Below are 26424 nucleotides of genomic sequence, written 5' to 3'. Positions count from 1 at the left end.
TCACTGGGCAATATGCACAGCGAGTCGCGAGATTCACCGGACGATTCGTACATGATGACCATCAATTTCGGAGGCAACGGCCGTGGCGATCGATCATTTGGACGGCAGGCTGCTGGAGCTGCTCGCCGAGGAACCGCGCATCGGCGTGCTGGAGGCGTCGCGCCGGCTCGGGGTGGCGCGCGGGACGGCGCAGGCGCGCCTGGACCGGCTTCAGTCGAACGGAGTGATCCGGGGATTCGGGCCCGACGTGGACCCCGCGGCGCTGGGCTATCCGGTCACCGCGTTCGCGACGCTGGAGATCAAACAGGGCCAAGGGGCCGACGTACGCGCGCACTTGGCGTCCGTACCGGAAGTGCTTGAGCTGCATACAACGACGGGACATGGGGACATGCTGTGCAGGCTCGTTGCCCGTTCGAACGCCGACTTGCAGCGGGTCATCGACCTGGTTGTGGGTTTTGATGGCATCATGCGGGCTTCCACCGCCATTGTCATGGAGAACCCGGTTCCGTTGCGCATCATCCCGCTGGTCAAGCAAGCCGCGGGGCACTGACCGAGGAGGGCGCGTGTGAGCTTCTGGGAGTACCTCGGCAGCCGGCACACCCAGCTGCTGACGGACACGTTTCAGCACGCCGGCGCCGTCCTCCAGTGCATGGTGCTGGCCACCGTGCTCGGGGTGCTGCTCGGCGTCGCCACCTACCGCAGCGAGTGGGCCGGGAACCTGGCCACCGCCACCACCGCGACCATCCTGACGGTGCCCTCGCTGGCCCTGATCGGCCTGCTGGTGCCGATCGTCGGCCTCGGCGTGGCGCCGACCGTCATCGCCCTGACGCTGTACGGGCTGCTGCCGGTGGTGCGCAACGCCGTCGTCGGCCTGCGCGGTGTCGACCCCGCGCTGATCGACGCCGCCAGGGGCATCGGGATGTCCCGTACGGCCCGGCTGCTGCGGGTCGAGCTGCCGCTGGCCTGGCCGCCGATCCTGACCGGCATCCGGGTTTCCACCCAGATGCTGATGGGCATCGCGGCCGTCGCCGCCTACGCCTCGGGCCCGGGGCTGGGCAACGAGATCTTTCGCGGCATCTCGTCGCTGGGCAGCGCCAACGCGCTCAACCAGGTGCTGTCCGGGACGCTCGGCATCGTCGTGCTGGCCCTGCTCTTCGACGCCGCGTACGTACTGATCGGACGCCTGACCATTCCCAGGGGGATCCGTGCCTGAGACCACCGCATCCGGCGCCGGCATCGCGCTGGAGCACCTGACCAAGCGGTACCCGGGCAGTCCGGCGCCCGCGGTCGACGACGTGAGCATGGAGATCAAGCCGGGCGAGACGGTGATCCTCGTCGGGCCCTCGGGGTGCGGCAAGTCCACCACCCTGAAGATGATCAACCGGCTGATCGAGCCCACCTCCGGGACCATCCGGATCGGTGACGAGGACGTGACCGGCATCGACCCGGTCGGGCTGCGCCGCAAGGTCGGCTACGCGATCCAGTCGTCCGGCCTGTTCCCGCACATGACCGTCGCGCAGAACATCGCCCTCGTACCGAAGATGATCGGCTGGAAGAAGGCGAAGGTGAACAGCCGCGTCGAGGAGATGCTCGACCTGGTCGGCCTGGACCCGCGCGAGTTCCACGGCCGCTACCCGCGGCAGCTGTCCGGCGGCCAGCAGCAGCGCGTCGGCGTGGCGCGGGCGCTGGCCGCCGACCCGCCGGTCCTGCTGATGGACGAGCCGTTCGGCGCGGTGGACCCGATCACCCGCGACCACCTCCAGGACGAGCTGATCCGGCTCCAGCACGAGCTGCGCAAGACGATCGTCTTCGTCACCCACGACTTCGACGAGGCGATCAAGCTGGGCGACCGGATCGCGGTGCTGCGCGAGCACTCGCACATCGCCCAGTTCGACACCCCCGAGGCCATCCTCACCAACCCCGCCGACGACTTCGTCTCCGGCTTCGTGGGCGCGGGCGCGGCCCTCAAGCGCCTGAACCTCACCCGCGTACGGGACGTGGGCGTGGTCGACTTCCCCACCGCCTCCGTGGAGGACCCGCTCCAGTCGATCTTCGACCTGCTGCGCTCCGGCACCACCAACGAGGTGCTGCTGCTGGACAGACACCGGCGCCCGTACAAGTGGCTGCGCCGCGGCGACCTGATGCGCGCCAAAGGCTCGCTGGCCCGCGCCGGCACGCTCGTGCACGACACGGTCACCCGCGACGCGACGCTGCGCGACGCGCTGGAGGCGGTGCTGACCGACAACGCGGGCCGGGTCGCGGTGACCGGGCGGCGCGGCGCGTACATCGGCGTGGTGGACATGGAGACGCTGATGAACAACGTCCACGACCTGCTGGAAGCGGACCGGCTGGACGCCCTGGAGCACCGGCACGAGCTGGAGGAGCAGCGCTCCCGGCAGACCCGGCTGGCCCAGGAGGGCGTCGATCCGGCGGGCGGCGCGCACGGGGTCAAGGCGTGAGCCCCCGGGACGGACGCCGGCCGCCGAGGGGCGAGCGGCCGGCGGGCGAGCACGAGGTGCGCGGCGTACGGTTCCGCGACGAGGCCGCGGCCGCCGGGGAGCGCGGGCCGCTCCTGACGGCCGAGCCGGAGCCCCCGGCGCCGGCCGCCCGGCCGCCGCGCCGGATCACCTGGAAGAAGGTGGTCACGGTGCCCGCCGTGCTGGCGGCGGTGCTGCTCGCCACCTGGCTGTGGTTCCGCGGTACGGACCTGGACTCGATCGCGCACCAGGCGGTGGACGGCGGCAAGGTGTGGCTCGCGCTGCGCCAGCACCTCCAGCTGACCGCCGTGTCGACCTTCTTCGTACTGGTCATCGCGCTGCCGCTGGGCGTCGCGCTGACCCGCGCCGGGCTGCGCCGGGCCGCGCCGGCCGCGGTCGCGGCGGCCAACCTGGGGCAGGCGGTGCCCGCCCTGGGCCTGCTGGTGCTGCTGGTCATCTGGCTCGGCATCGGCCCCGAGGCCGCCGTCATCGGCATGGTCCTGTACGCCGTGCTGCCGGTGCTGGCCAACACCATCGCGGGCCTGAAGGCCATCGACCCGACCCTGACCGAGGCCGCCCGCGGCATCGGCATGTCGGCGGCCGGCGTGCTGGGCAGGGTCGAACTCCCGCTGGCGGTGCCGCTGATCCTGGCGGGCGTGCGCAACGCGCTGGTCCTGAACGTGGGCACCGCGACGCTGGCCACCTTCGGCGGTGGCGGCGGACTCGGCGACCTGATCTCGGCGGGCATCATCACCCAGCGCATGCCGGTGCTGGTGCTCGGTTCCGTCCTGACGGTGGTGCTGGCGCTGCTCGTGGACTGGCTGGCGTCCCTCGTGGAACTGCTGCTGCGCCCGCGCGGGCTGGAGGTGGGGGAGGAATGACCTCAGGAGCACGGCGATGGCGCCGTACCGTACCGGCCGCGGCCGGGTGCCTGCTGCTGGCCGCGGCCGGGCCGGTCGGCTGCGGCCTGGTCAGCGGCAGCCCGATGAGCGACGACGTACGGCCCGGCACGGTCGGCCGGGGGCTGCCGCTGAAGGGCGCCGAGCTGACCGTGACCTCGAAGGAGTTCACCGAGAACATCATCCTCGGCCAGATCATGGGCCTGGCCTTCAAGGCGGCCGGTGCCACGGTCGTGGACAAGACCAACATCCAGGGCACCATCGGCGCCCGCGAGGCGGTCAAGTCCGGTACGGCGGACGGCATGTACGAGTACACCGGCACCGGCTGGATCACCCACCTCGGCCACGAGAAGCCCATCGCGGACCCGCGGAAGCAGTGGGAGGCGGTCCGCGACGGCGACCGGGCCAACGGCGTGGAGTGGCTGCCGCAGTCGAAGCTCAACAACACGTACGCGCTGGCGCTCAACGCCGCACACCACAAGCGGTACGGGGCCGAGACGCTCTCGGACGTCGCCGAGCTGTCCCGCAAGGACCCGAGCGCGGTCACGCTGTGCGCGGAGGCCGAGTTCTCCGCCCGCAACGACGGCCTGCCGGGCATGACCAAGGCGTACGGCATGGACATCCCGGCCGGCAACATCAGGAAGATGAGCAGCGGCGTCGTCTACACCCAGGTGGCCGAGGGCCGGGCCTGCGCCTTCGGCGAGGTCTACACGACCGACGGCCGGATCAAGGCGATGGGCCTGCACGTCCTCAAGGACGACAAGCACTTCTTCCCCAACTACAACGCGGCGCCCGAGATGAACGCGGCGACGATGAGGAAGTATCCGCAGATCGCGGACATCCTGGCGCCGGTCACCAAGGCGCTGGACAACGCCGTCGCGCAGTCGCTGAACGCGAAGGTGGACGTGGAGGGGCAGGACCCCCGCGAGGTCGCCAAGGACTGGATGATCGAGAAGGGGTTCATCGAGGACGGGGACTGAGGCGCCGGGTCCGGGGCCTTCGCGCGGCCGCGCTCAGCAGCTGGGGACCGTACCGCCGGACTTCAGCGCCTTGAGCGCGTCCACCGTGCCGGAGAGCGTGGTGACGGGGATCAGCCGCATGCCCTCCGGCAGCTCGGCCTGCGCGTCCTTGCACTCCGACTTGGGGACGAGGAAGACCTTGGCGCCGTCCCGGCCCGAGGCCTGCGTCTTCAGGGCCACCCCGCCGACCGCGCCGACCTTGCCGTCCGCGGTGATCGTTCCGGTGCCCGCGATCTTCTGCCCGCCGGTCAGGTCGCCGCCCTCGCCGTCCCCGGCCAGCTTGTCGATGATGCCCAGCGAGAACAGCAGGCCCGCGCTGGGCCCGCCGATCGTGCCCAGGTCCAGCTTGACCCGCACGTCCTTGTCGCTCTTGTGCAGGTAGTTCAGGGCGGCCTTGGTGGCGACGTCCTGGGAGGAGCGCATGTCCTTCAGGTTGTGCTCCACGGCCTTCTCCGCGGTGTCGCCGACCGGGTAGACCGACTCGACCGGCATCACGGCCTGGTCCGTACGGAACCAGCCCCTGATGATGTCGGGCAGCCGCACCGAGGCGTCCGGGCCGGTCGCCACGATCGCCGCCATCCGCAGCTGGCCGCTGGTCTCGCGGGTCGGCGCGCCGCTGATCGTGATCACCTGTTTGCCCTTGTGCTTGCCGAGCACGTCCGCCGTGTCACCGGGGAAGGCGACCGAGAACGGCAGCGGCGCGAAGGCCGCGGTGGCGAGGAGCGCGAGGACGAGGGCGGTGCAGATCCCGAGGGCGCGAGTGCGAGAAGACACCCCGCCACCCTAGATGACCTGTGCACCGGGCCGGTCACCACGGGGCGGCGGCGTCCGGTACGGCCTGCCGGGCACCGCCGGGAGCCCGCGTCTAACGCAGCGCTTCGGACACCTCGCGGGCCGCCTCGACCACTCTGGGCCCGACCCGCTCCGGCACCGTGTCGGCGAGCATCACCACGCCGACGCTGCCCTCGATGCCGCTGACCCCGAGCAGCGGGGCCGCCGCGCCGCTCGCGCCCGCCTCCAACTCGCCGTGGGTCAGGGCCAGTCCGGCGTCCTCGATATGGCCCTGGCGGGCCTTGAGTATCGCCCGTCCGGCCGCACCCCGGTCCAGCGGATGCCGGAAACCCGCGCGGTAGGCGACGTGGTAGTCGGTCCAGGACGGCTCGACGACGGCCACGGCCAGCGCTTCCGTACCGTCCACGAGCGTGAGGTGGGCGGTGGCGCCGATGTCCTCGGCCAGCGCGCGCAGGGCGGGCAGCGCCGCCTCGCGCACCAGCGGATGCACCTGGCGGCCCAGGCGCAGCACGCCCAGGCCCACCCGGGCCCGGCCGCCGATGTCACGGCGTACCAGGGCGTGCTGCTCCAGTGTGGCGAGCAGGCGGTAGACCACGGTCCGGTTGACCCCCAGTTTGGTGGACAGCTCCGTGACGGTCAGGCCGTGGTCGGTGTCGGCGAGCAGTTTGAGGACGCGCAGTCCTCGGTCGAGCGTCTGAGAGGTCTCCGCGGTCACGACGCCCCCTCCTCGGGTGAGTGGCGGCTCATGGCGGGATGCGCTGCCGGTCCCGGGGCAGCGCGCGCAAAGAGGCCGCCGGCCGCATGGCACCGGCTGCGCTCCGCGGCGGCGCTGCCACGGGGCGTGTGCGTGACCGGGACAGTAGCGAGCCGGTCCGGTCAGCGGAAGAGTCCGTCCAGAATCCGGTCTTCCGTGACCGGTATTCCCTGAAGATCCTCCGGGCGCGGTGGGGCGCCGGGGGCGGGCACCCTTTCGGCCTGGGTCACAACACCCGCACGTCCGGCCACGGCCCGCGCGACCAGCTACGGCCTGCACGCCCGGTCACGGACCCGCACGCCCGGCCACAGACCCGCGCAACCGGCCACGGCGCGCAGGCCCGGCCACAAACACGACGGCGGGGCGGCACACGGCCGGTCGCCGTACGCTGCCCCGCCCCGCCGGAAGGCCGCGGCCCGAACCGGTGTCCGGGCCGGTCACCTCACTTCATGCGCGTGGCCCACTCCCGTACCTTCTTGATCCGCTCGTTGAGCTGCCCGGCGGTGGCCTCCGCGCTCGGCGGGCCGCCGCACACCCGGCGCAGCTCGGTGTGGATCACGCCGTGCGGCTTGCCGCTCTGGTGGACATACGCGCCGACCAGGGTGTTCAGCTGCTTGCGCAACTCCAGCAGCTCCTTGTGCGTGACCACCGGGCGCCGCTCGGCGGGCAGCTCCAGCAGGTCGGCCTCCTCGGCCGGCTTCTTCTTGCTGTGCGCGATCTGCCGCGCCTGCCGCTTCTGGAGCAGCATCTGCACCTGGTCCGGCTCCAGCAGTCCGGGGATGCCGAGGTAGTCCTGCTCCTCCTCGCTGCCCGCGTGCGCCTGCATGCCGAACTCGGCGCCGTCGTAGAGCACCCGGTCGAAGACCGCCTCGGACTCCAGCGCCTCGAACGAGAACTGCTCCTGCTCCCCGGTGTCCTCGTCCTGCTGCTTGTTGGCCTCGTCCATCTCCTTCTCGGACTCGGCGTACGGGTCCTCCTCACCGTCCTTCTTCGGCTTGTCCAGGACGTGGTCGCGCTCGACCTCCATCTCGTTGGCGAAGGAGAGCAGCGAGGGCACGGTGGGCAGGAAGACGGACGCGGTCTCGCCGCGCTTGCGGGACCGTACGAAGCGGCCCACGGCCTGCGCGAAGAACAGCGGGGTGGAGATGGTCGTCGCGTACACGCCGACCGCGAGGCGCGGGACGTCGACGCCCTCGGACACCATGCGGACCGCGACCATCCACCGGTCGTCGGAGCGCGAGAAGTCGTCGATGCGCTGCGAGGCGCCGCTGTCGTCGGACAGGACGAGGGTGGCGCCCTCGCCCGTTATCTCGCGGATCAGCTTGGCGTACGCGCGGGCCTGCTCCTGGTCGGAGGCGATCACCAGCGCGCCGGCGTCCGGTATCGCCTTGCGGACCTCGGTCAGCCGCTGGTCGGCGGCCTTGAGGACCTTGGGCATCCAGTCGCCGCGCGGGTCCAGCGCGGTGCGCCAGGCCTGGGAGACGGCGTCCTTGGTCATCGGCTCGCCGAGCCGGGCCGCGATCTCGTCGCCGGCCTTGGTGCGCCAGCGCATGTTGCCGCTGTACGACAGGAAGATCACCGGGCGCACGACGCCGTCGCCGAGCGCGTTGCCGTAGCCGTACGTGTAGTCGGCGGCGCTGCGCCGGATGCCGTCGTCGCCCTCCTCGTACGTCACGAAGGGGATCGGGTTGGTGTCGGAGCGGAACGGTGTACCGGTCAGCGCGAGCCGCCGGGTGGCCGGCTCGAACGCCTCCAGGCACGCCTCGCCCCAGGACTTGGAGTCACCGGCGTGGTGGATCTCGTCGAGGATGACCAGCGTCTTGCGCTGCTCGATGCGGTTGCGGTGCAGCATCGGACGCACGCCGACACCCGCGTACGTGATCGCGATGCCGTGGTACTCCCGGCCGAGCGGACCCGCGCTGTACTCCGGGTCCAGCTTGATGCCTACGCGGGCGGCGGCCTCCGCCCACTGCTTCTTCAGGTGCTCGGTGGGCGCGACCACGGTCACCTGCTGCACGACGTGGTGGTGCAGCAGCCAGGAGGCGAGGGTGAGCGCGAAGGTGGTCTTGCCCGCGCCGGGCGTCGCGACCGCGAGGAAGTCGCGCGGCTGCGTCTGGATGTACCGGTCCATCGCGGCCTGCTGCCAGGCGCGCAGCTTGTTGGCGGTACCCCAGGGGGCCCGTCCGGGGAAGGCCGGGGACAGGTGGTGGTTGTTGGTGGCGCTGGTGGTGGTAGTCACGGTCTCCGTCGGGCTGGCTCGGCGATCGGCAACCGCGTCAGCCTAACGCTCCGCGGAGGCCTCCGGCGTGCGCGGCCCGGGCACCGGCGCCGTCCTCCCGCCGCCGCGGGCGGCCGGCGCGCGCCCGTCACCGGCGGGCTTCAGACGCGTGGCCACCCACGATCCGGTGAGGGCCACGGCCGCCATGGTGACGAAGACCGCGGCGAAGGCGGCGGGCTGCCCGGATGCGGCGTTGGTCACGTCCGGCGTGGCGTGCGTGTCGACCGCGCCGCCGCCGAAGGCGCTGAACAGCAGCCCGCTGATCCCGACGAACGTGATGTTGCCGAGGGCGTCCGAGACCTGGAGCGAGGCCGAGTTGCTGCCCGCCTCCTCCGGCGGCGACAGCTTCAGCAGCAGCACACTCCCGCTGGAGATGTTCAGCCCCATGCCGTACCCGGCCACGACCCACGCCACCGCCACGATCCACACCGGCACGCCGGGGACGAGCACCAGCGGCACGATCAGGATCGCCGCCGTCATCAGCACCATCCCGATCCCCATGATCCGCTCCCGGTACGGTTCCAGGCGCGGCCGGCTCTGGGTGTACGAGCCCAGGGCCCAGGTGAGGCCGCCGCCGGTCAGCGAGAGCCCGGCCAGCGTGGTCGACAGACCGCGCTCCGTGACGAGCATCAGCGGGATGAAGCTCTCGGCGGCGAGCAGTGAGCCGGCCGCCAGCCCGCGGATCAGAACGACGGACGGCAGCCCGCGGGCCGCCCGGAACGTCCCCCTGGGCAGCAGCCGTACGACGGCGGGCACCAGCAGGGCGAGCCCGGCGGCCACGGGCAGCACGGCGATCCAGTCGCGCCGCTGCGCCGCGTACTGAAGGAGCCCGGCGCCCACGGCCACCGCCAGGGCGAGCAGGATGCGGCGCCGGTCCATCCGCTCCTCCCCCTTGCGGGGCGGCAGCTTGCGCAGCGCGGGCAGCATGACCGTGAGCGGCAGCAGCACGAGTACGGGTATGGACAGGAACACCCAGCGCCAGCCCAGCTGCTCGGTGACCGACCCGGCGACGAGCGGCCCGACGATCACGGGCAGCACCCAGGCCGCCGAGAAGGCCGCGAGCACGGACGGCCGCAGCGCCTCCGGATACGCGCGGGAGACCACGACGTAGAGGGCGACGATCACCAGCCCGCCCCCGATCCCCTGCACCCCGCGCCCGGCCACGAACAGCCACATCTGCTGCGCCGACCCCGCGACCACCAGCCCCGCGCCGAAGGTGGCGATCCCGGTGAACAGGGGTGCGAGCGGCCCGCCCCGGTCGCACCACTCCCCCGACAGCGCCATCGCGAACAGGCTCGCCGTGAAGTACGCGGAGAAGGCGAACGCGTACAGCTCGATCCCGTCCAGGGCCTGGCCGACAGCCGGCATGGCGGTGTTCACCGCGCTCGCCTCGAAGGCGATGAGCGAGACGACGGAGATGATGCCGAGCGTCAGCGCCCGGTAGCGCCGCCCGAGCACACCGCCAGGGGACGGATCGGGCGGCGCGGCGGCCTGGGCCGGAACCGGGGTCCGGCCCGGAGCCGGCCGGGGATCATCGAGGGCATCACGCGGGTCCACGGCAGTCATGCGGTCAGCGTAAGAGGCACAACCCGACCGCGCCCCTGTCGCGGGACGGAGATCGTCTCGGCCGTTGGAACTAGGTGCGCCGCCCCGGGGGGCACTCGGGTACGTCGCCTGGGTGTGTCGCCCCGCAAGGCACTCCCCTAGGCTCCCGATATGGCGCCGCCGGAACGCATCGACGAAAGCTGTGCCGTAGTGGCCATCGCCGCCTCCGCGGGAGGGGTGTTCGCGCTGCTGGAGCTGTTCGGCTCGTTCACCTCGGGCCCACCGGTACCGATGCTGGTGGTACAGCACCTGAGCCCGCGGCACCGCACGGTGCTCGACTCCGTCCTCCAGCGGAAGACCCGGGTGCCGGTCACCATGGCCCGGGACGGCGAACGGGCCGCCCCCGGCCGCGTCTACCTGGCACCCCCCGACCGCCACCTGCTCATCGAGCCGGACGGCACACTGCGGCTGGCCGACACGGCGCGCGTGAACAGGGTCAGGCCCGCGGCTGACCGGCTGTTCACCTCACTCGCCGAGCACTACGGGCAGCGCGCCTGGGTCTTCGTGCTCAGCGGTACGGGCTGCGACGGCGCCCAGGGCGCGCAGGCCGTCAAGGACCGCGGCGGCACCGTGGTCGTCCAGGACCCGGACACCGCCCAGTACCCCGGCATGCCCGAGGCCACCCTGCAATCCGGCGCCGTGGACCACGTACTCCCGCTCCACGCCATCGAATCGATGATCCGTTCCTTCGCCCACCCCGCCCCGGACCCGTGAACACCACATTGCAACCTCATGGCACCCCGCCCGGAACCCTTGCCCCTCCCCCGGCCCCGCGGCCTAGTCTCGAACCAGCTCACCAACACGGCCGTGTGCCCGAGCGGTTGAGGGGCCGGACTGCAAATCCGGTTACGTCGGTTCGAATCCGATCACGGCCTCGGTCATGGATGAAGGCGGCCCCGTACGCGTACGGGGCCGCCTTCACGCGCGTTCGGCGCGGCTACTGCTGCGCCACCTGCGCCACCGCCGCCTGCGGGCGGATCGGGAGGCGGCCTATCGGGCGGCCGGTGGCGGCGCGTACGGCGGAGGCCACGGCGGCCGGGGAGGTGACGACGGGGACGGCGCTGGCCGGTTTGGCGCCGAAGGGGGCCACCACGTCGCGTTCCTCGACGAGTTTGACGATGCGGATGTCGGGGGCGTCGAGGGCCGTGGGCAGGGCGTAGCCGGTGAGGTCGGGGTGGCGGATCTGGCCGCGGGTGGTGCGGAGGTTCTCCATGAGGGCCGCGCCGAGGCCTTGGGTCACGCCGGCTTCGATACGGGCGCGGAGCTGGCGGGGGTTGAGGACCCGGCCGACGTCCTGGGCGACGGTCATCTCGACGACGCGGACGGTGCCGAGTTCGATGTCGACGTCCGCGACGCAGCGGATGGCGCAGAAGGCCAGACCCACGAAGGCGTCGCCCTGGCCGGTCTCGTCCAGGGGCTCGGTCGGGTGGGGGCGGCACTGGGCGGTGGCCCAGAGTTCCTTGCCGTCGAGGGCCTCGGCGACGGTGGTGCTGAGCACCCCGTCGTACGAGGTGATCTTGCCGTCGGCGATCTGGAGGAGTTCGGTGGACATGCCGAACTTGTGGGCGAGGGGCTGGAGGAGCTGGGTGCGCACCATCTTGGCGGCGCGTTCGACGGCGCCGCCGGAGACCCAGGTGTGCCGACCGTGGCAGGCGCGCCCGGCGGGCGGCTGGTCGGTGTCCACCGGGGCCACGTGCACCTCGTCGATGCCCAGGGTCTCCTGGACGATCTGGCGCGCGAGGGTGGAGAAGCCGGAGCCGGTCTCGACCGCGGCGCACAGCACGGTGGCGACGGAGCCGCTGACCTTGACCGTGGCGGTGGAGACCTCGTCGGCGCCCTCCGCGCCGAGCATGTGGACCATGCCGAGCGCGTAGCCGACGCCGCGGCGCACCGCGGACGGCTCGCCCGCGCCCTCCAGGCCGCCGGGCAGCAGCCAGTCCTCCTCGGGGGTGTCCTTGGGGAGTTCGGGCAGCGGCTCGTCCTTGACGGCGCGCAGCAGTTCGGCGACCGGCGCCGGGCAGGTGACGGTCTGGCCGGTGGGCAGCAGGTCGCCGGTGGCCATGACGTTGCGCAGCCGCAGCTCGGCCGGGTCCATGCCGAGCTTGGCGGCCAGCTTGTCCATCTGGCCTTCGTAGGCGGCGCACACCTGCATCGCGCCCTCGCCGCGCAGGTGCCCGGACGGCGGGTTGTTCGTCCGGACCGCCCAGCCCTCGACGAAGGCGTGCGGGACGACGTACGGACCGCAGGCGAAGGAGACGGCGGCGGCCAGCGCCTCGGCGGAGGTGTCCGCGTACGCGCCGGCGTCCATCAGGATCTGCGCCTCGACCTTGACCAGCTTGCCCTCGGCGTCCGCGTGGTGGCGGTAGCGCAGGAGGGTGGGGTGGCGGTGGGCGTGGCCGAGGAAGGACTCCTCGCGGGTGGCGGTCAGTTTGACCGGGCAGCCGGTGCGCAGGGCGAGCAGTCCGAGGGCGAGCTGCATGCCCGGGTCCTCGCGGTCCGCGGTGGCGCCGGGCACGCCCGTCACGACGATACGGACCCGTTCCGGCGCCAGCCCGAAGCAGGCGGCGGCCAGGTCGCGGTCGGCGTGCGGGTCGGTGGAGGCGGTGTAGATCTCGACGCCGCCGTCCGGGCGCGGCACCGCGAGCCCGGCCTCGGCGCCGATCGGCGCCGGGTCCTGGCGGCCGATGCGGTACAGGCCCTCGACGATGGTCTCGCCCACCACCTCGGGGTCGCCGAAGTGCAGCGGGATGTGCCGGATCAGGTTGCCGTCCGGGTGCAGCGGCTCGGCCTCGAAGGCGAGTTGCGGGTCGGTGACCGGCTCCAGTACCTCGTACTCGACGGCGATGGCGGCCGCCGCCAGCCGGGCGGTGTCGGGGTGGTCGGCGGCGACGGCGGCGATCGGCTCGCCGTGGTGGCGGACCACGTCGTGGGCGAAGACCGGGCGGTCGGGCGTGCCCCGGCCGTGCCCGGGGTCGCCCGGCACGTCCGCGTGCGTGACGACGGCCCGTACGCCCGGCATCTCGGCGGCCGGTCCGGTGTCCACCGACAGGATGCGGGCGCTGGCGTGCGGGGAGCGCAGCACCGCCGCCCACAGCAGGCCCTCGGCCCACAGGTCGGAGGCGTACGGGAAGACGCCCTCCGTCTTGGCGGGGGCGTCCGCGGACGGCAGGGAGACGCCGAGGCCGTGCGGCGGCGGCTCGGCGGGGAGGGGGACGCCCGCGGCGGGCGTGGCGGTGACGGCGCCGCCCTCGGGTGTGCCGGTCATGCGGAGCCTCCGGACTGCGGATCTGCGCCCGGGCCGTGGGGGTGCGGCCCGTGGGGGTGGTGGCCGTGGGATGCGGGGCCCTGCGGATCGGCGGGGCCCGCCTGGTGCGGGATGCGCGGGGTGCCGGGCTCGTCGGGGGCGGCGGCCGCGGCCTCTTCGGCGGCCGCCGCGGCGTCGGCACGGTTGCGGACGACCTCGTTGACCGCGTCGAGCACGCCCCGGTAGCCCGAGCAGCGGCACAGGTTGCCGCACAGCGCCTGACGCGTCTCCAGCTCGGTGGGCGCGTGGTTGCCCTCCAGCAGGTCGTGGACGGTCATCGCCATGCCGGGGATGCAGAAGCCGCACTGGACGGCGCCGGACTCGGCCAGGGCGCGCTGCACGTCGGAGGGCGCGCCGTTCCGGGCCAGGCCCTCGACCGTACGGACCTCGCTGCCCGCGGTGGTCGCGGCGGGCACCAGGCACGACGCCACGAGCCGCCCGTCGACCTGTACGGAACAGGCCCCGCACTCCCCCTGCGAACAGCCGTCCTTGGCCCCGGCGAGCCCGAGGCGCTCGCGCAGCACGTACAGCAGCGACTCGCCGATCCAGGCGTCGGTGACCGGGCGGTCGGTGCCGTTCACGGTCAGGACGTAGGAGATGTGGGGGTGTTCGTCGTGGGGGGTGGGGAGGGTGGTGGGGTCAGGGTCGGGGGCTGGTTCGGGGGTGGTGGCGGGGACGGGGTCGGCTGCGGCCGGGTCCGCCGTCGGGGCCGGTGCTTCGGAAGCGGACTCGGGCTCGGGCTGCGGGGTCGCGTCCTGCTGATCCGTGGGTTCGGCGGGAGCTTCCTCGGGCGCTTCCGTTACGGGCACGTCCGCTTCCGGCGCGGCGGGCGCGCCCGGGACCGCGACGGGCTCCGGAGTCGGCAGGGCGTCGGAGGCCGGAACGTCGGAGGCAGCCTCGGAGGCCGCGGTGTCGGAGGCCACCTCGGGGGCTGCCTGGGGGGCCGCCTCGATGTCGTCCGGGGCCGGGGCGGGGGCGGGTTCCGGCGCGGCTTCGGGGACGGCCTCGTCGAGTACGTCCGAGGCGTCGCCGGTGTCGGCGGTGGTGTCCGTACGGGCTTCGGCCGGGCCGGGCTCGCCCGTACCGGCCTCCGTACGCACGTCAGCAGGCGCCTCGGGGTGCGCCTCAGCCGTATCCGCCTTAGCCGTACCCGCCTCAGCCGTACCCGCTTCGTCATCCGCAGGAGCTTTCCCCTGCGCATCGGCCGGGACGTCATCCGGAGCTTCGGCCTCCGGAGCTTCGGCCTCCGGCTCAGGGGCCGGCTCCGGCTCCGGCCGCACCTCCTCACGCGGCGCCGGCGGCCACTGCGCCAGCGCGTCGGCGGGCAGCGACCAGTTGCCGCCGCCCAACGTGCCGCCCTCGTACGGGCCTTCGCTCGCCGGAGGCACCCCGTGGGCCGGGTCGTAACCGGGCGTCACCTGGTCCGCCGGCCGGTGCTGCTGCGGTGACCGGTGCTGCTGCGGCTGGTGTGCGGGCTGGTCGTACGGCAGGTGGCCGGCGCCCGGGTGCTGGTCCGTGGTGAAGTTCCAGTGCCCGGTCGCGGCCGGGTCGGCGGGGAGGTGCCCGTGTTCGACGTGGCCGTACGCGTTCCCGTAACCGGAGGCCGGGTTGCGGTCGTCGCCGAGGAGGTACTCGCCGGACTCCTCCAGCACCTCGTCCGGGGCGGTGGGGATCGCCCACTGGCCGGTGGTGCCGCTGCCGCCGTCCGCGCCCGGCCAGGCGTCGCGGGACGCGGCGTCCTGGCCGGCGTCGGTGTAGTGGCCGTGCGGGCCGGGGTCCGGCATGCCGTGCGCGGGCAGGCCGGTGGCCGGGGCGTCCGCGAACGGCATCGTCCACTGGCCGGTGGCCGCCGGGTCGGTGGCCGCGCCCGGGGCCGGCGGCGCGAAGGAGGACGGCGGGGTGTAGCCGTGGCCGGGCGCGGCGAGCGGGTCGGCGCCGTATCCGTCGTGGCCGGGCACGCCGCCGTGGCCGTCCGGCGCGCCGGGGGCCTGGTGGGGGTCCGGGTAGGCGGGGTAGCCGTAACCGCCCGGGTACGGGCCGCTGGTGAAGCCGTCCGGGAGCTGGACGAAGGCGGTGGCCTCCTGCTCGTACTCGTTGCCCTGGGGCAGCGGCTCCCACCGCTGCCGGTCCTGCGGCCGCACCACGCGCAGCGGCTGGGTGTCCTCGGGGCTGTTGCGCCCGTCGGGACGGTCGGGGCTGTCGGCGTCGCTCACGAGAGCGCCCTCCCAAGTGCTCGGCGGGCCAGGGCCGCCACCGTACGGCGCAGGTGCAGCGCGGCGGGCGGCAGGGTCTGCGGCTCGGTGCCGTCCGGCGGCGGGGGCGGGTCGGGGATGCAGGCGGCGGCGACGTAGTCGCCGAAGGCGGCCAGCGCCTCGGGGACCAGGGTGCGTTCGCCGTCCCAGTCGATGATGGAGGCCACCCACTCCTCGGCCTCCAGGGGCCGCAGCGGCATGGCGGCCACCGCGCCGACCGCGCAGCGCACACCGCGCCGCGCGGGGTCGAGGACGAGGGCCACCGAGGCGGTCGCGCGGCCGGGGCCGGTGCGGCCGGTGGCCTTCAGGAAGGTCTGCGGGGCGTGCAGCAGCGGCACCCGTACGTAGCCGACGAGTTCGCCGGGGCGCAGCATCTCGCGGCCGGCCAGCAGGTGGCTGACCGGGATCTCGCGGCGGGCGCCGCCGGGCCCGGCGATGACCAGGTTGGCTTCGAGGGCGGCGAGCACGGGGAGGGTGTCGCCGGTGGGGGCGGAGGTGACGATGTTGCCGCCGAGGGTGCCCGCGTTGCGCACCTGCGGGGGGCCGGCCGCGCGCGCCGCGGCGGCCAGGCCCGGGATGAGGGCGGCGAAGTCGGGGCGGCCCATCCGCGCGAGGGTCAGTCCGGCGCCGAGGAGGGCGTGGCCGTCCTGGTACTGCCAGCCGCGGATCTCGCTGATCCGGCCGAGGCCCACCAGGCCCGCGGGCCGCAGCAGCCCGGAGTTGACGGCGGCCATCAGGTCCGTACCGCCCGCTACGGGCACGGCGGTGGGCATGGCGGTGAGCGCCGCCACGGCCTCGTCGAGCGAGGCCGGCAACGCCACGGATGACGAAGCCTGCGGTGCGTGCGTGGTCAACCCAGCTGCCCCTTCCCCGGTGTCCCGGCTGTTCCGCTCCGCCGTACGGTACGTGCTCACGGTCCGGACGTGGCAACTCTGGCACATCTTTGCAGGCCCGCGGCGCCAGGGCCCGCCTTCGGGGCGCGCTCGCACGGCATCGGGCGCCGCCGGCGCGGGACATGGCCGGTGTTCGGGACGTACGGGATGTTCGGGACGCGAAGCGGAGTGGGGCTCCGCCGTGCCCGCGGGCGCCGGCGGCCGGGGGCCGTGGAGCGCGCGGGCGGGCGCGCTCCGAGGGACTTACCGGACATACATCACCTTGACCGCCGTGAGTGCGTTGCGCGGGAACCACCGTCCCAGCAACCGGCCGCTCCGGCCGCCCGCATCCGCCCCGGCTCACACGTTTGGGGGCGACCCCTCGATCGGGCGTCCGAGCAACCCGGGGCGCCGCTGCCACGGGAGGGGGCCGCCGGGCGGCCGGTAGTCGACGCCGAGGGCGTCCAGGCGGCGGTAGTGGGCGGCCATCCGGCGGGTGAATCCGGCGTGGTCGCGCTCCGCGGGCGGCGGCAGCTCGGACCAGGCGACCTCGGCGAACGCGGCGAGCCGCGGGAAGACCTGGTAGTCGAGGCGCTGCGGGGTCTCCATCACCTCGGTCCAGACGTTGGCCTGGGTGCCGAGCACGTGGGCGGCCTGTTCCGGGGTCAGCCGGGGCGGTACCGGCTCGAAGCGGTAGACGTCCTCCAGGGTCCGTACGTAGCCGATCGGCACGGGCTCGTCGGGGCCGTCGTGCTGCCGGTGGTCCAGATAGACCTGCTGTTCGGGGCACATGACCACGTCGTGGCCCGCCTGCGCGGCGGCGATGCCGCCCGCGTAGCCGCGCCAGGAGGACACCGCGGCGCCCGGCGCCAGGCCGCCTTCGAGGATCTCGTCCCAGCCGATCAGGCGGCGGCCGCGGTCGGCGAGCCAGCGGTCGAAGTGGCGGATGAACCAGCTCTGCAGGCCGTCCTCGTCGCCCACGCCCAGTTCCTCGATGCGGGCCTGGGCGTACGGCGACGCGCGCCACTGGTCCTTGGGGCACTCGTCGCCGCCGATGTGCACGAAGCGGGAGGGGAAGAGGGCGAGGACCTCCTCCAGGACCCCTTCGTAGAAGCGCAGGGTGTTGTCAGTGGGCGCCAGTACATTCGGATTGACGCCCCACGTGTCCCAGACCTTGAGGGAGTTGGTGTCGATGACGTCGGTGTTGCCCAGTTCCGGGTATGCCGCGATGGCGGCCTGCGAGTGGCCCGGGATGTCGATCTCCGGGACGACGGAGATATGCCGCGCGGCGGCGTAGGCGACGATCTCGCGGATGTCGTCCTGGGTGTAGTAGCCGCCGTGCGGACGGTCGTCCCACAGGGGTGAGGCCCGGTGGCCGAGCTTGGTGCGCTCCCGCCAGGCGCCGGCCTCGGTCAGCCGCGGGTAGCGCTCGATCTCGATGCGCCAGCCCTGGTCGTCGGTGAGGTGGAGGTGCAGGACGTTGAGTTTGTGGGCGGCGAGCAGGTCGATGTAGCGCAGCACGCCGTCCTTCGGCAGGAAGTGCCGTGCGACGTCGAGCATCATGCCGCGCCAGGCGAAGCGGGGCGCGTCCTCGACGCGTACGGCCGGTACGGGCCAGTGGTGGCCGGGGCGCAGGGGCGCGCGGCGGTGCGCGTCGGGTCCGAGCAGCTGCCGCAGCGTCTGGGCGCCCCAGAAGGTGCCTGCCGCGCCGCCGCCGAGGAGGGTGACGCCGTTGTGGTCGACGGTCAGCCGGTAGCCCTCGGGGCCGAGCGCGTCGGCGGTGTCCGCGTCGACGCGCAGGCGGACGACGCCGCTGCCGGAGCCGTCGCGGTCCGTACCGTCCCCGCCGGTTTCCGTACGGTTCCGCCCTCCGCCGCCGGGCGGCAGCGGCAGGCCGGTCGCGGCGCCGACGGTGCCGCGCAGCCAGGCGGCGGTGGTCTCCGTACCGGGTCCCGCGTCCAGGACGGTGCCCGGACCGAGGAGGAACGCGCCGTCGTCCGGGCGGGTTTCGCGTGGCTGCGGTATCAGGCCGGTCGCCGCCCGGGCGGCGTCCGCCGTCACTGCGTCGTCCATGTGCTGAGCCTTCCGTCGTGGGCTTGAAGGGGGGCGGGAGTGGTGCGCGCGGTCAAGAGCGTCGTCAGTCCTTCACCGCGCCGCCGAGGCCCGACACCAGCCTGCGCTGGACGAGCACGAAGAACACCAGCACGGGCACGGTCATCACGGTCGACGCCGCCATGATCCCGCCCCAGTCGTTCTCGTCCGGCTTGAAGAAGACCAGCAGGGCCATCGGGAGCGTGGAGTTCTCCGTCGCGCTGATGATGAAGGACTTGGCGAAGAGGAAGTCGTTCCAGGTGCTGATGAAGGAGAAGACGCTGGTGGCGACGAGGCCGGGGAAGACGAGCGGGAAGAGGATCTGCCACAGGAAGCGCGAGCGGGACGCGCCGTCCAGACAGGCGGCCTCCTCCAGCGCCTCGGGTACGGCCTTGACGAAGCCGCGCAGCATCCAGATCGCGAAGGGCAGGGAGAAGGCGAGGTGCGGCAGGATCAGTGAGCCGAGGGTGTTCAGGCCGATGCCCGGTACGGCGTCGCCGACGTCGCGCATCAGGAAGAAGAGCGGGATGGTCAGCGCTTCGACCGGCACCATCTGCGCGACCAGGAACATGATCAGCAGGGTGGTGCGGAACCGGAAGCGGAATCGGGTGACGGCCGTCGCCGCCAGGAAGGCGATCACCGCGGAGGCGATCACGACGACACCCGCCACGAACAGGCTGTTGAGGAAGTACCGCCCGAAGTCCTGCTGCTGGAAGACGCGCCGGAAGGCGTCCAGCGAGGGGTGCAGCGTCCAGGGCAGCGGCTCGGTGGACTGCACCTCGCCCGCCGGTTTGAAGGCGGACAGCACCATCCAGTAAAGGGGGAAGGCCACGGCTGCGGCGAGCAGCAGCGCGCCCGCCTCGGCGGCCAGCCGCCACGGCCGCCGGATCAGCGGCGTACGGGCCGTGGCCACCCGGTTCCGCGGCGTACGGGCCGTACGCGCCGTTCCCTCACGGGCCGTACTCACAGTTCCTCCCCCTGTCGGCGCAGCAGGCGCAGGTAGACGAGCGTGACGGCCAGCAGGACCAGCAGCATCACGATGCCGATGGCCGAGCCCAGGCTGTACTGGGACGAGGCGAACGCCTTCTGGTAGGCGTACACGTTCAGTACGAGGTTCTGCCCGGCGATGCCGCCGCCGTTGGTCATCACGTAGATCTGGGTGAAGACCTTGAAGTCCCAGATGACGGACTGGATGGTGACGACGACCAGGATCGGCCGCAGCATCGGCGCCATGACCGAGCGCCAGATGCGCCACTGCGACGCGCCGTCCAGGGCCGCGGCCTCCAGGACCTCGCCCGGGATGGCCCGGATGCCCGCGTAGACGGTCACCATCACGAACGGGAACGAGCACCACACGACTTCCATCAGGACCAGCGCGAAGGCGCTGTAGCGCCCGTAGGTCCAGGACAGGTCGCCGAGGCCCAGCACCCGGTTGACCGGCCCGAAGTCCGGGTCGAAGAGGAAGACCCAGACGGTGGAGCCGGTGATGGCGGGGGTGGCCCAGGCGCCGAGCGCGGCCAGCATCAGGGCCAGCCGCGGCACCGCCCGGATCCGGGTGAGCAGGACCGCGAACGAGCAGCCGACCGCCAGCGTGCACACCACGCAGGCCGCGGCGAACAGCACGGTGGCGAGCAGCACCTGCCAGAACTGGCCGTCCCCGAACAGTTCGGCGTAGTTCGCCAGCCCCTGGAAGCTGGTCGGTTCGCCGCCGCTGACCTGGGCCTGGGTGTATTGGAGGAACGAGATCAGACCGAGCTGGTAGATCGGGTAGACCAGCAGTCCGCCCAGGACGACCAGCGCGGGCGCGAGGTAGAGCCACGGTGTCCAGCGGCTCCCGCGGCGGGACGGCGGCCGTCCGCGGCGGGCGCCGGTGAGCGGCGTCCGGCCGCCCCCGGCGCGTGCTTCCTTGACCGTGAGCGTCACTTCTTGAACGCCTCGTCCATCTTCTTGGCCGCGTCACCGGACGCCGTGGCGACGTTCTTCCGGCCGCTGACGATCTCCTGGTACATCGTCGGCAGTACCAGCGAGGCGTCGATGGCGGCCCAGGCCGGGGTGACCGGCACGAACTTGGCACCCGCTTCCAGCGTCCGCACGAAGGGCTTGACGAACGGCTGCTTCTTCGCCGCCTCGGCCCGTACGTCGGCGTACGTCGGCAGGAAGCCCATCGCGTCGAACAGCCGCCGCTGGGTGTCCTTGCCGGCCAGCCGCTTCATCAGGTCCACCGCCAGCGTGCGGTGCGAACTGCTCTTCAGGACACCGATGTTGTTGCCGCCCGCGAAGGCCGGGGCGATCGAGCCCTTGGTGGTGCCGGGCAGCGGCACCACCGCGTACTTGCCCTTCACCTTGCCGTCCTCCATGGCCTGGTGGCTGAAGTCGCCGCCGATTGCCATGCCCGCCTTGCCGGCGGCGAAGGCGGCGACGGTGTCGTTGCCGCCCATCTCCGCGCACTTGGCGGCCGGGCAGTTGGCGTCGCCGAAGAGGTCCGTGTACGCCTTGATGCCCGCCTGCGACTTCTCGCTGTTCACGGCGGCGGTGAAGTCCTTGCCCTGTCCGGTGGCCAGCTCGCCGCCGTGCGCCCAGAGGAAGGGCAGCGCGCCGTAGGTGTACGCGCCGCCGACGGCGATCCCGTACAGCTCGGGCCGCTCCGCGCGGATCTTGCGCGCGGCAGCGGCGACCTCGTCCTGGGTGGTGGGCACGGCGATGCCCAGCTCCTTGAACACGTCGGTGCGGTAGTACAGCGCCCGTACGCCGACGAACAGGGGCGCGCCGTAGATCTTGCCGTCCACGGTCACCGACTGCCTGGCGGTGGGATCGGTGTCCTTGGCCTCCTTCCAGGCGCCGAACTCCTGGCTGACGTCGGCCAGTCCGCCGTCCTGCACGTACCCGGCGGTGTCGGTGTTCCCGTACTCGATCACGTCGGGGGCGCTCTTGGGGTCGTTGAAGGCGGCCTTGATGCGCTGGGCGCGGGTGTCGACCGGGATGTAGTCGACCTTGACGTCGGCGCCCTGGTGCGCGGCCTCGAAGTCGGCCACCGCCTTGCCGACGACCGCTTCCTTGGGCTTGTTGTTGACCTCCTGGAAGAGCCAGACCCGCAGCGTGCCGGTCTTCGCGTCCTCCTTGGCGCCGCCGCCGGAGGTGGACGGGGCGCAGCCGGCGGCGGTGGCGACGGCGAGGACAAGTGCTGCCGCGCGGGCGGCTGTTCGGGCGGAGAGCTGCATTGGGGACCCCCTGAAGGAACGTTGCAGCATACGCAACGGGCGTTTCGCCATGCACAATCCTCAGGAGGCTAAGCGCGCCGACGCTCCCCGACAAGAGCCGATCAGGCAACGGCGCGGGCGACACGCCGCCACTGGCCCACAATCGCGGCCGTTTGGTCCCGGTACGTCTATCTATGAATCAGATGTCCCTCCTCTGCTACCAGAAGCAGCACCGGGCGCCCCGCGAGGAACCGGCTCCCGGCCGCAGCCCCTGACAGCAGCACCCAGCCGCACTTCACACAAAGGACCGACCGCATCCATGCGCGCCAGACCCGTACGCACCGCCCTGCTGACCGCCGCCGCCCTGGGGCTGCTGCCCCTCGCGGCCATCCCCGCCGCCGCGCACGCCCAGCCGCAGACCGGCGGCCGCCAGCACATCGCCGTCCACGAGGGCACCGACCCCTCCGGGCCCCTCCTCGCCGCCGCCCACCTGTACTGCTTCCCGGCCGGCGGCGACCATCCGGACCCGGCGGGGGCCTGCCTCAAGCTGGCCATGGCCAACGGCGACTACACCCGCGTCCCGGCGGAGCACCGCGCCTGTCCGCGGATCTACCAGCCGGTCACGGTCGTCGCCCACGGCACGTGGCGCGGCAAGACGACCTACTACCAGCGCACCTATCCGAACCAGTGCGTCGCCAACGCCGAGAGCGGCGACATCTTCAACCTCACCCCCTGGCGCGACTGACGCGCCCCGCACCGTACGGCCGAGGCCCGGCCCCCACACGGGGACCGGGCCTCGGTACCACGGCACAACGCGCGCGGCCCGCTCCTCGTACGGGAACGGGCCGGACACGCGCAGGGCGGGCGGGAGCCGCGCGGCAGCGCGCCGGCTCCGGCCGGACGGACTACTTCTTGCCGCCGTCCTTGCCGCCCTTGTCCTTGTCGCCACCGGCGCCCATGGACTCGTAGATCTCCTTGCACATGGGGCAGACCGGGTACTTCTTCGGGTCACGGCCCGGGACCCAGACCTTGCCGCAGAGGGCGACGACGGGGGTGCCGTCGAGCGCGCTCGCCATGATCTTGTCCTTCTGGACGTAGTGGGCGTAGCGCTCGTGGTCGCCGTCGCCGTGCGACGTCTGCGGCGTCGGCTCTACGAGGGTCCCCGTACCTGCCCCGCGCTCGGGCTCAAGAGTGCTCATAACCGCCAAGGGTACCGACGCGCGCGGCGTGCCGGGAGCGGCGGCCCGCCCACAGGTGGAGCACGAGTCCGAGGCCCGCGACACCACCCGCCGCCCACGGCAGCATGTACCCCTCGGCCCCCGCCGCGAGGGCCAGCCCGCCCAGCGCCGAGCCGACCGCGCTGCCCAGGTAGAGGGCCGAATTGTTCAGGGCGAGGGCGACCGTGCCGCGGTCGTCACGCAGGGCGAGCAGCCGGTGCTGCTGCGGCACCTGGAGCGCCCAGCCCGCCGCGCCCCAGAGCACCAGGGCCGCGGCCGCGCCCGGCAGCGCGGCGGAGGCCAGCACCGGCAGCAGCACCTGGGCCACGGCGACCGTCACCAGCACCCCGCCGACCAGGGCCGCGGCCTTCCCCGTACGGTCCACCAGCGGCCCGGCGGCCACGCTTCCCGCCACCCCGCCGATCCCCCAGGCCCACAAGTACGGACCGACCTCCCCGACGCCGCCCGCGGAGGCCAGCACCGGCGCCAGGTACGTATAGAGCCCCAGGCTCGCCACCGCCGCCAGAAACGAGACGCCCACGATCGGCGCCACCTCCCGGTCCGCGACGGCGGCCAGCCGGGCCCGCGCCGCCACCGGCGGATCGGCCGGCACCGGCGGCAGCAGCCCGGCCAGCCCCACCAGGGCGACCGCCCCCAACCCCGTGACCAGCCACATCGTCGACCGCCATCCCGCGTGCCCGGCGAGCAGCACCCCCACCGGCACACCCAGCACGGTCCCCGTACTCATCCCGCCCATGACCAGCGCCAGCGCCCGCCCGCGCCGCTCCCCCGGCACCAGCGCCGACGCGGCAGCCGTGGACAGCGCCGCGTAGACCCCTGCCCCGGCCCCCGCGACGACCCGGGCGGCGAGCAGCGCCCCCAGCGAGGGGGCGAGGGCGGTGGCCGCGTTCCCCACCGTGAAGACGGCCAGCGCCACCACGATGACCGTCCGCGGCCGCACCCCCGCCATCAGCCCCGCGACCAGCGGCGCGGCAATCGCATACGCCAAGGTGAAGACCGTCACCATCTGTCCCACGAGCGACACGGACGTCCGGAGATCACCCGCGACCACGGGCAACAGCCCCGCCATCACATACGCGTCCAGCCCGAGGGCGAACGCCCCCAGAGCCAGCAACCAGACCTTGCGCATTGCCGTCAACTCCCCTGGTTTTCCTGCTACGGCGCATCGACCGGGGAAACGTAGGGGGCCTCCGGGGGGTGGGGGAAATGTTGGTGGGGGTGATTTATGCGTGGGGGGAATGAGTGGGGGGATGGACAAGGAAAAAGAGGCCCGTGGCTGCGTCACCAGCGAGGCACTTCCCAGGTGTGGCGCTCGACGTGACCGGCGAAGAGACAGCACCCTGCCGGGCCGGGCCCTGGGCCGGTCGCCGTACAGTCGGGCAACCCCAGCAGCTTCGTCCCGGTTCCCAACCAGGTGGCCCACAGGGCATGCCCGCACTCCAGGGAGTCCAGGAAGCCGAAGTGGGTCCCCCTCATGGCGACCGAAGAAGAGGCACTGCACCGCATCATGCACGTGGCCCGCAGGCGCTCTGCTCTGCGCTGCCACGATCAGGTCGTACGGCAGTCGGCGCCGGTTCGTGCAGCGCATCACGGAGCCGGATACGGCGAGCGTGCGGGGGCTGCATGACGGCCGGTGCAGCGTCGGCACTCGCACATCGGATACTGCGGGCCCTCCATGAGCACTACTGGGTCGCCCTCGCGGACCGTAATGGTCCGCTCCCACGTACGCCCGGAGTCACGGGACACGCGCAGCGTCATCAGCACACGCTGCCCAGCGTTCGAAACAAGCGTTCGCGAGTTTTCTTCAGGCTTGCGCTCTTGCCCAGCGTTTCGGATTGCCATGTACGGGCCCTTTCGCCGTTCTTTGCCGCACCACGTGCAGCAACTCCGAGTAAATAACGGCGTTTCGGGGAAACCCATGGCATCGATGCGGCAGTCTTGACGCAGCTCCGTGCACGGACATCCACGAAGCCCGGACCGCAGGGAGGAGTCTCATGGGACTCGCAAACCGGCGCAGGGCCCTGGGCCATAGCCAGGAGACATTGGCTGAACTGCTCGGCGTGGACCGCACGACGGTCTGCCGCTGGGAAAGCGGCAGGATCGCCCCGCAACCACCCCAGCGACGAGGCTTGGCGATCGCCCTTGAGATCGGTCTCTCGGAGCTGGACGGCCTTCTGGCATCGGCACAAGCGGCAGCACAGGAAATCACCGGGCCTCCTCGGTCCGGTTCCCCTCCGAACACGGGAGATGCCGACGAAATGATCCGCCGCGAATTCCTTCGCATACTGACCGTCAGCGGGGCCTTGTCCGCTCTGCCGGTCGATGAGGCAGACGCCCTCACGGAAGCTGCCCACCGGGGAACGGCCGGCAATTTCGCCAGAATGAACGGCCACCTGTGGCAGGTCTACCAAATGGCCCGGTCCAAAGGTTCGGTGTACCCCGTCGTTCGCGACCGGCTGGCAGCACTGACGCAGGCTCTCGCGGGAGATCGTGGTGGCGCTCGTCAACTGCTGAACGCAGCTGCCGACCTCTTTCAACTGGCCGGTGAAGTGGCGTTCGACGGTGACCGATACTCCGACGCCGTCACCTCGTATGCGCTCGCAGCGTCGGTCGGCAAAGACGCGGGATCGTATGACCTGTGGGCCTGCGCCCTCGTACGCCACGCGTACGTGGAGATGTCCGAACAGCGCTATCGCCAAGCGGCACAGTTGCTCACCGCGGCCGAAAAGCTCGCGGTAAGGGGCGACAGCGGCCTCTCCACCCGTCACTGGGTCGCGTCGGTCCAGGCCGAGGCGTACGCCGGTCTCGGTGATCTGGACGCGTGCGAACGTGCGATGGGCCGGGCCGAGACCGTCCGTGACCTCACCGGGGACAGCGCCAACGGTGGATGGCTTCGGTTCGACGGTACGCGCCTGGAGGAAGAGCGAGGGGCGTGCTACGTCCAGCTCGGCCGCCTCGACCGCGCGGAGGAGGCTCTGCAGGGCGCGCTGGGGCAGACAGCTCTGGCTTCCGGACAGTCGTACCGGCGCAGAGGCGCAGCGCTGACCGGACTGGCGGTCATCGCCGCGAAGCGCCGGAACGCGGAACAGGTCGTCGCGTACGGCCGCGAAGCCCTCGATCTGGCGCGAGCCTCATCATCCGGCTACGTCGCCCGTAGACTCCGAGTCCTGTGTGACGAATTCGGCCCCTCGCACCGCGATCACCGCGTAGCGGAGCTGGGGGCGGAGATCGCCAGGCTGAGCACACCGTGACTAGAGAGGTTGGCATGTCGCAGACCGAAGGTGCACGACTGTTCCGGGAAGCCTGGATCACGGGAGTGCGTCGGCATTTCCCCGGTGAGCCCAAGGCGGGCTACGTCACTCCGTGGGATGACACACCGCAATGGGAACGCGATGCCGCTGGGGCCGTTTACGAGCAGGTGCGCCGATTCGTCGAGGTCAGCGGCGGCCGTACGTCGAAACTGTCGCGCGAGCAGAAGAGCCGGTTCGTCGCGATCTGCTGGACGGCTCAGATGTTCAAGCACTTCGAGGACCCGAAGCCTGGCTATGTGGCCGACTGGCCGGATCTCCCGGTCTGGCAGCAGGAGACGGATGCGGACATCTTTGAAGCCATCGAGGAAATCGGGGAAAAGGCGCTGGGCTGACCA

Annotated in this window: 22 protein-coding genes and 1 tRNA gene; 10 read left to right on the top strand and 13 right to left on the bottom strand. The window is 72.4% G+C overall.

Translation table 11 applies throughout. From position 1 onward, the window contains the following. The first annotated feature begins 82 nt into the window (after window positions 1-82). From CP973_RS06225 to CP973_RS06205, 5 genes are read left to right on the top strand one after another with little or no spacing between them, the layout of a single operon-like run. Window positions 83-550 carry an Lrp/AsnC family transcriptional regulator gene (locus tag CP973_RS06225; RefSeq protein ID WP_150238284.1) on the top strand — a complete coding sequence of 156 codons (468 nt, stop codon included), beginning with the start codon at window positions 83-85 and terminating at the stop codon, window positions 548-550. Between the two features lie 15 nt (window positions 551-565). Continuing rightward, window positions 566-1213, top strand: a complete 648-nt coding sequence (locus CP973_RS06220; protein WP_150238282.1) for an ABC transporter permease — start codon at window positions 566-568, stop codon at window positions 1211-1213. Further along, window positions 1206-2459 (top strand): betaine/proline/choline family ABC transporter ATP-binding protein, encoded by a 1254-nt coding sequence (locus tag CP973_RS06215; protein ID WP_150238280.1) that lies wholly within the window; start codon window positions 1206-1208, stop codon window positions 2457-2459. The genes CP973_RS06220 and CP973_RS06215 overlap by 8 nt, the downstream gene beginning before the upstream one ends. Then, complete coding sequence (locus CP973_RS06210) at window positions 2456-3358, top strand: ABC transporter permease (RefSeq protein ID WP_150238278.1); 903 nt, start codon at window positions 2456-2458, stop codon at window positions 3356-3358. Before CP973_RS06215 ends, CP973_RS06210 begins: the two co-directional genes overlap by 4 nt. Then, window positions 3355-4356 carry a glycine betaine ABC transporter substrate-binding protein gene (locus tag CP973_RS06205; protein ID WP_150238276.1) on the top strand — a complete coding sequence of 334 codons (1002 nt, stop codon included), beginning with the start codon at window positions 3355-3357 and terminating at the stop codon, window positions 4354-4356. The genes CP973_RS06210 and CP973_RS06205 overlap by 4 nt, the downstream gene beginning before the upstream one ends. A gap of 33 nt (window positions 4357-4389) precedes the next feature. Here CP973_RS06205 and CP973_RS06200 read toward each other — a convergent pair whose 3' ends face one another. The 4 genes from CP973_RS06200 to CP973_RS06185 all read right to left on the bottom strand — a co-directional run bounded on the left by CP973_RS06200 (window position 4390) and on the right by CP973_RS06185 (window position 9785). Continuing rightward, window positions 4390-5169, bottom strand: coding sequence for a S16 family serine protease (locus CP973_RS06200; RefSeq protein ID WP_150238274.1), 780 nt, complete (start codon window positions 5167-5169; stop codon window positions 4390-4392). A 91-nt stretch (window positions 5170-5260) separates the two neighbouring features. Continuing rightward, entirely contained in the window at window positions 5261-5902 is a 642-nt protein-coding gene (locus CP973_RS06195; RefSeq protein ID WP_030376373.1) for an IclR family transcriptional regulator, read from the bottom strand. A 481-nt stretch (window positions 5903-6383) separates the two neighbouring features. Then, window positions 6384-8180, bottom strand: coding sequence for a DEAD/DEAH box helicase (locus CP973_RS06190; RefSeq protein ID WP_150238272.1), 1797 nt, complete (start codon window positions 8178-8180; stop codon window positions 6384-6386). Between the two features lie 42 nt (window positions 8181-8222). Continuing rightward, complete coding sequence (locus tag CP973_RS06185; protein ID WP_167538273.1) at window positions 8223-9785, bottom strand: MFS transporter; 1563 nt, start codon at window positions 9783-9785, stop codon at window positions 8223-8225. A gap of 150 nt (window positions 9786-9935) precedes the next feature. Here CP973_RS06185 and CP973_RS06180 point away from each other — a divergent pair, with 150 nt between their 5' ends. Further along, complete coding sequence (locus tag CP973_RS06180) at window positions 9936-10538, top strand: chemotaxis protein CheB (RefSeq protein WP_167538272.1); 603 nt, start codon at window positions 9936-9938, stop codon at window positions 10536-10538. A gap of 89 nt (window positions 10539-10627) precedes the next feature. Further along, window positions 10628-10699: transfer RNA gene (locus CP973_RS06175), tRNA-Cys, on the top strand. Between the two features lie 62 nt (window positions 10700-10761). Here the strand turns inward: CP973_RS06175 and CP973_RS06170 are convergent. The 7 genes from CP973_RS06170 to CP973_RS06140 form a co-directional block, all read right to left on the bottom strand. Next, window positions 10762-13089: a xanthine dehydrogenase family protein molybdopterin-binding subunit gene (locus tag CP973_RS06170; RefSeq protein ID WP_150238270.1), complete on the bottom strand. Its 2328-nt coding sequence runs from the start codon at window positions 13087-13089 to the stop codon at window positions 10762-10764. Then, on the bottom strand, window positions 13086-15341 hold the full coding sequence (locus CP973_RS06165) for a 2Fe-2S iron-sulfur cluster-binding protein (RefSeq protein WP_244409297.1): 2256 nt from the start codon (window positions 15339-15341) through the stop codon (window positions 13086-13088). Before CP973_RS06165 ends, CP973_RS06170 begins: the two co-directional genes overlap by 4 nt. After that, window positions 15338-16234: an FAD binding domain-containing protein gene (locus tag CP973_RS06160; RefSeq protein ID WP_030184521.1), complete on the bottom strand. Its 897-nt coding sequence runs from the start codon at window positions 16232-16234 to the stop codon at window positions 15338-15340. Before CP973_RS06160 ends, CP973_RS06165 begins: the two co-directional genes overlap by 4 nt. Before the next feature lie 378 nt (window positions 16235-16612). Then, window positions 16613-18325, bottom strand: a complete 1713-nt coding sequence (locus tag CP973_RS06155) for a beta-N-acetylhexosaminidase (RefSeq protein WP_150238268.1) — start codon at window positions 18323-18325, stop codon at window positions 16613-16615. A 64-nt stretch (window positions 18326-18389) separates the two neighbouring features. Further along, window positions 18390-19256: a carbohydrate ABC transporter permease gene (locus CP973_RS06150; RefSeq protein ID WP_150243187.1), complete on the bottom strand. Its 867-nt coding sequence runs from the start codon at window positions 19254-19256 to the stop codon at window positions 18390-18392. A gap of 50 nt (window positions 19257-19306) precedes the next feature. Next, window positions 19307-20266: a carbohydrate ABC transporter permease gene (locus CP973_RS06145; RefSeq protein WP_150238266.1), complete on the bottom strand. Its 960-nt coding sequence runs from the start codon at window positions 20264-20266 to the stop codon at window positions 19307-19309. After that, a complete protein-coding gene (locus tag CP973_RS06140) occupies window positions 20263-21561 on the bottom strand; it encodes an extracellular solute-binding protein (protein ID WP_150238264.1) in 1299 nt (432 codons plus the stop codon). Before CP973_RS06140 ends, CP973_RS06145 begins: the two co-directional genes overlap by 4 nt. 298 nt (window positions 21562-21859) lie before the next feature. Between CP973_RS06140 and CP973_RS39865 the strand changes: the two genes are divergently transcribed. Continuing rightward, window positions 21860-22285, top strand: a complete 426-nt coding sequence (locus tag CP973_RS39865; RefSeq protein WP_167538271.1) for an SSI family serine proteinase inhibitor — start codon at window positions 21860-21862, stop codon at window positions 22283-22285. Between the two features lie 160 nt (window positions 22286-22445). Here CP973_RS39865 and CP973_RS06130 read toward each other — a convergent pair whose 3' ends face one another. Both CP973_RS06130 and CP973_RS06125 read right to left on the bottom strand, forming a co-directional pair. Then, window positions 22446-22739, bottom strand: coding sequence for a DUF3039 domain-containing protein (locus CP973_RS06130; protein WP_030184509.1), 294 nt, complete (start codon window positions 22737-22739; stop codon window positions 22446-22448). Then, a complete protein-coding gene (locus tag CP973_RS06125) occupies window positions 22726-23907 on the bottom strand; it encodes an MFS transporter (RefSeq protein WP_150238260.1) in 1182 nt (393 codons plus the stop codon). The genes CP973_RS06130 and CP973_RS06125 overlap by 14 nt, the downstream gene beginning before the upstream one ends. 865 nt (window positions 23908-24772) lie before the next feature. On the opposite strand from CP973_RS06125, the gene CP973_RS06120 reads away from it, so the two are divergent. Together CP973_RS06120 and CP973_RS06115 are read left to right on the top strand one after the other, a co-directional pair. Beyond that, the gene (locus tag CP973_RS06120; protein ID WP_150238258.1) at window positions 24773-26029 is read left to right on the top strand and encodes a helix-turn-helix domain-containing protein; all 1257 of its coding nucleotides are present in this window, start codon (window positions 24773-24775) and stop codon (window positions 26027-26029) included. Between the two features lie 14 nt (window positions 26030-26043). Further along, on the top strand, window positions 26044-26421 hold the full coding sequence (locus tag CP973_RS06115; protein ID WP_150238257.1) for a hypothetical protein: 378 nt from the start codon (window positions 26044-26046) through the stop codon (window positions 26419-26421). Window positions 26422-26424 lie beyond the last annotated feature (3 nt).

It is taken from the genome of Streptomyces albofaciens JCM 4342 (assembly GCF_008634025.1).
GTDB lineage: Bacteria > Actinomycetota > Actinomycetes > Streptomycetales > Streptomycetaceae > Streptomyces > Streptomyces albofaciens.
The sequence above is the reverse complement of the archived record's forward strand: the minus strand, read 5'-3'. Positions and strand labels throughout refer to the sequence as shown.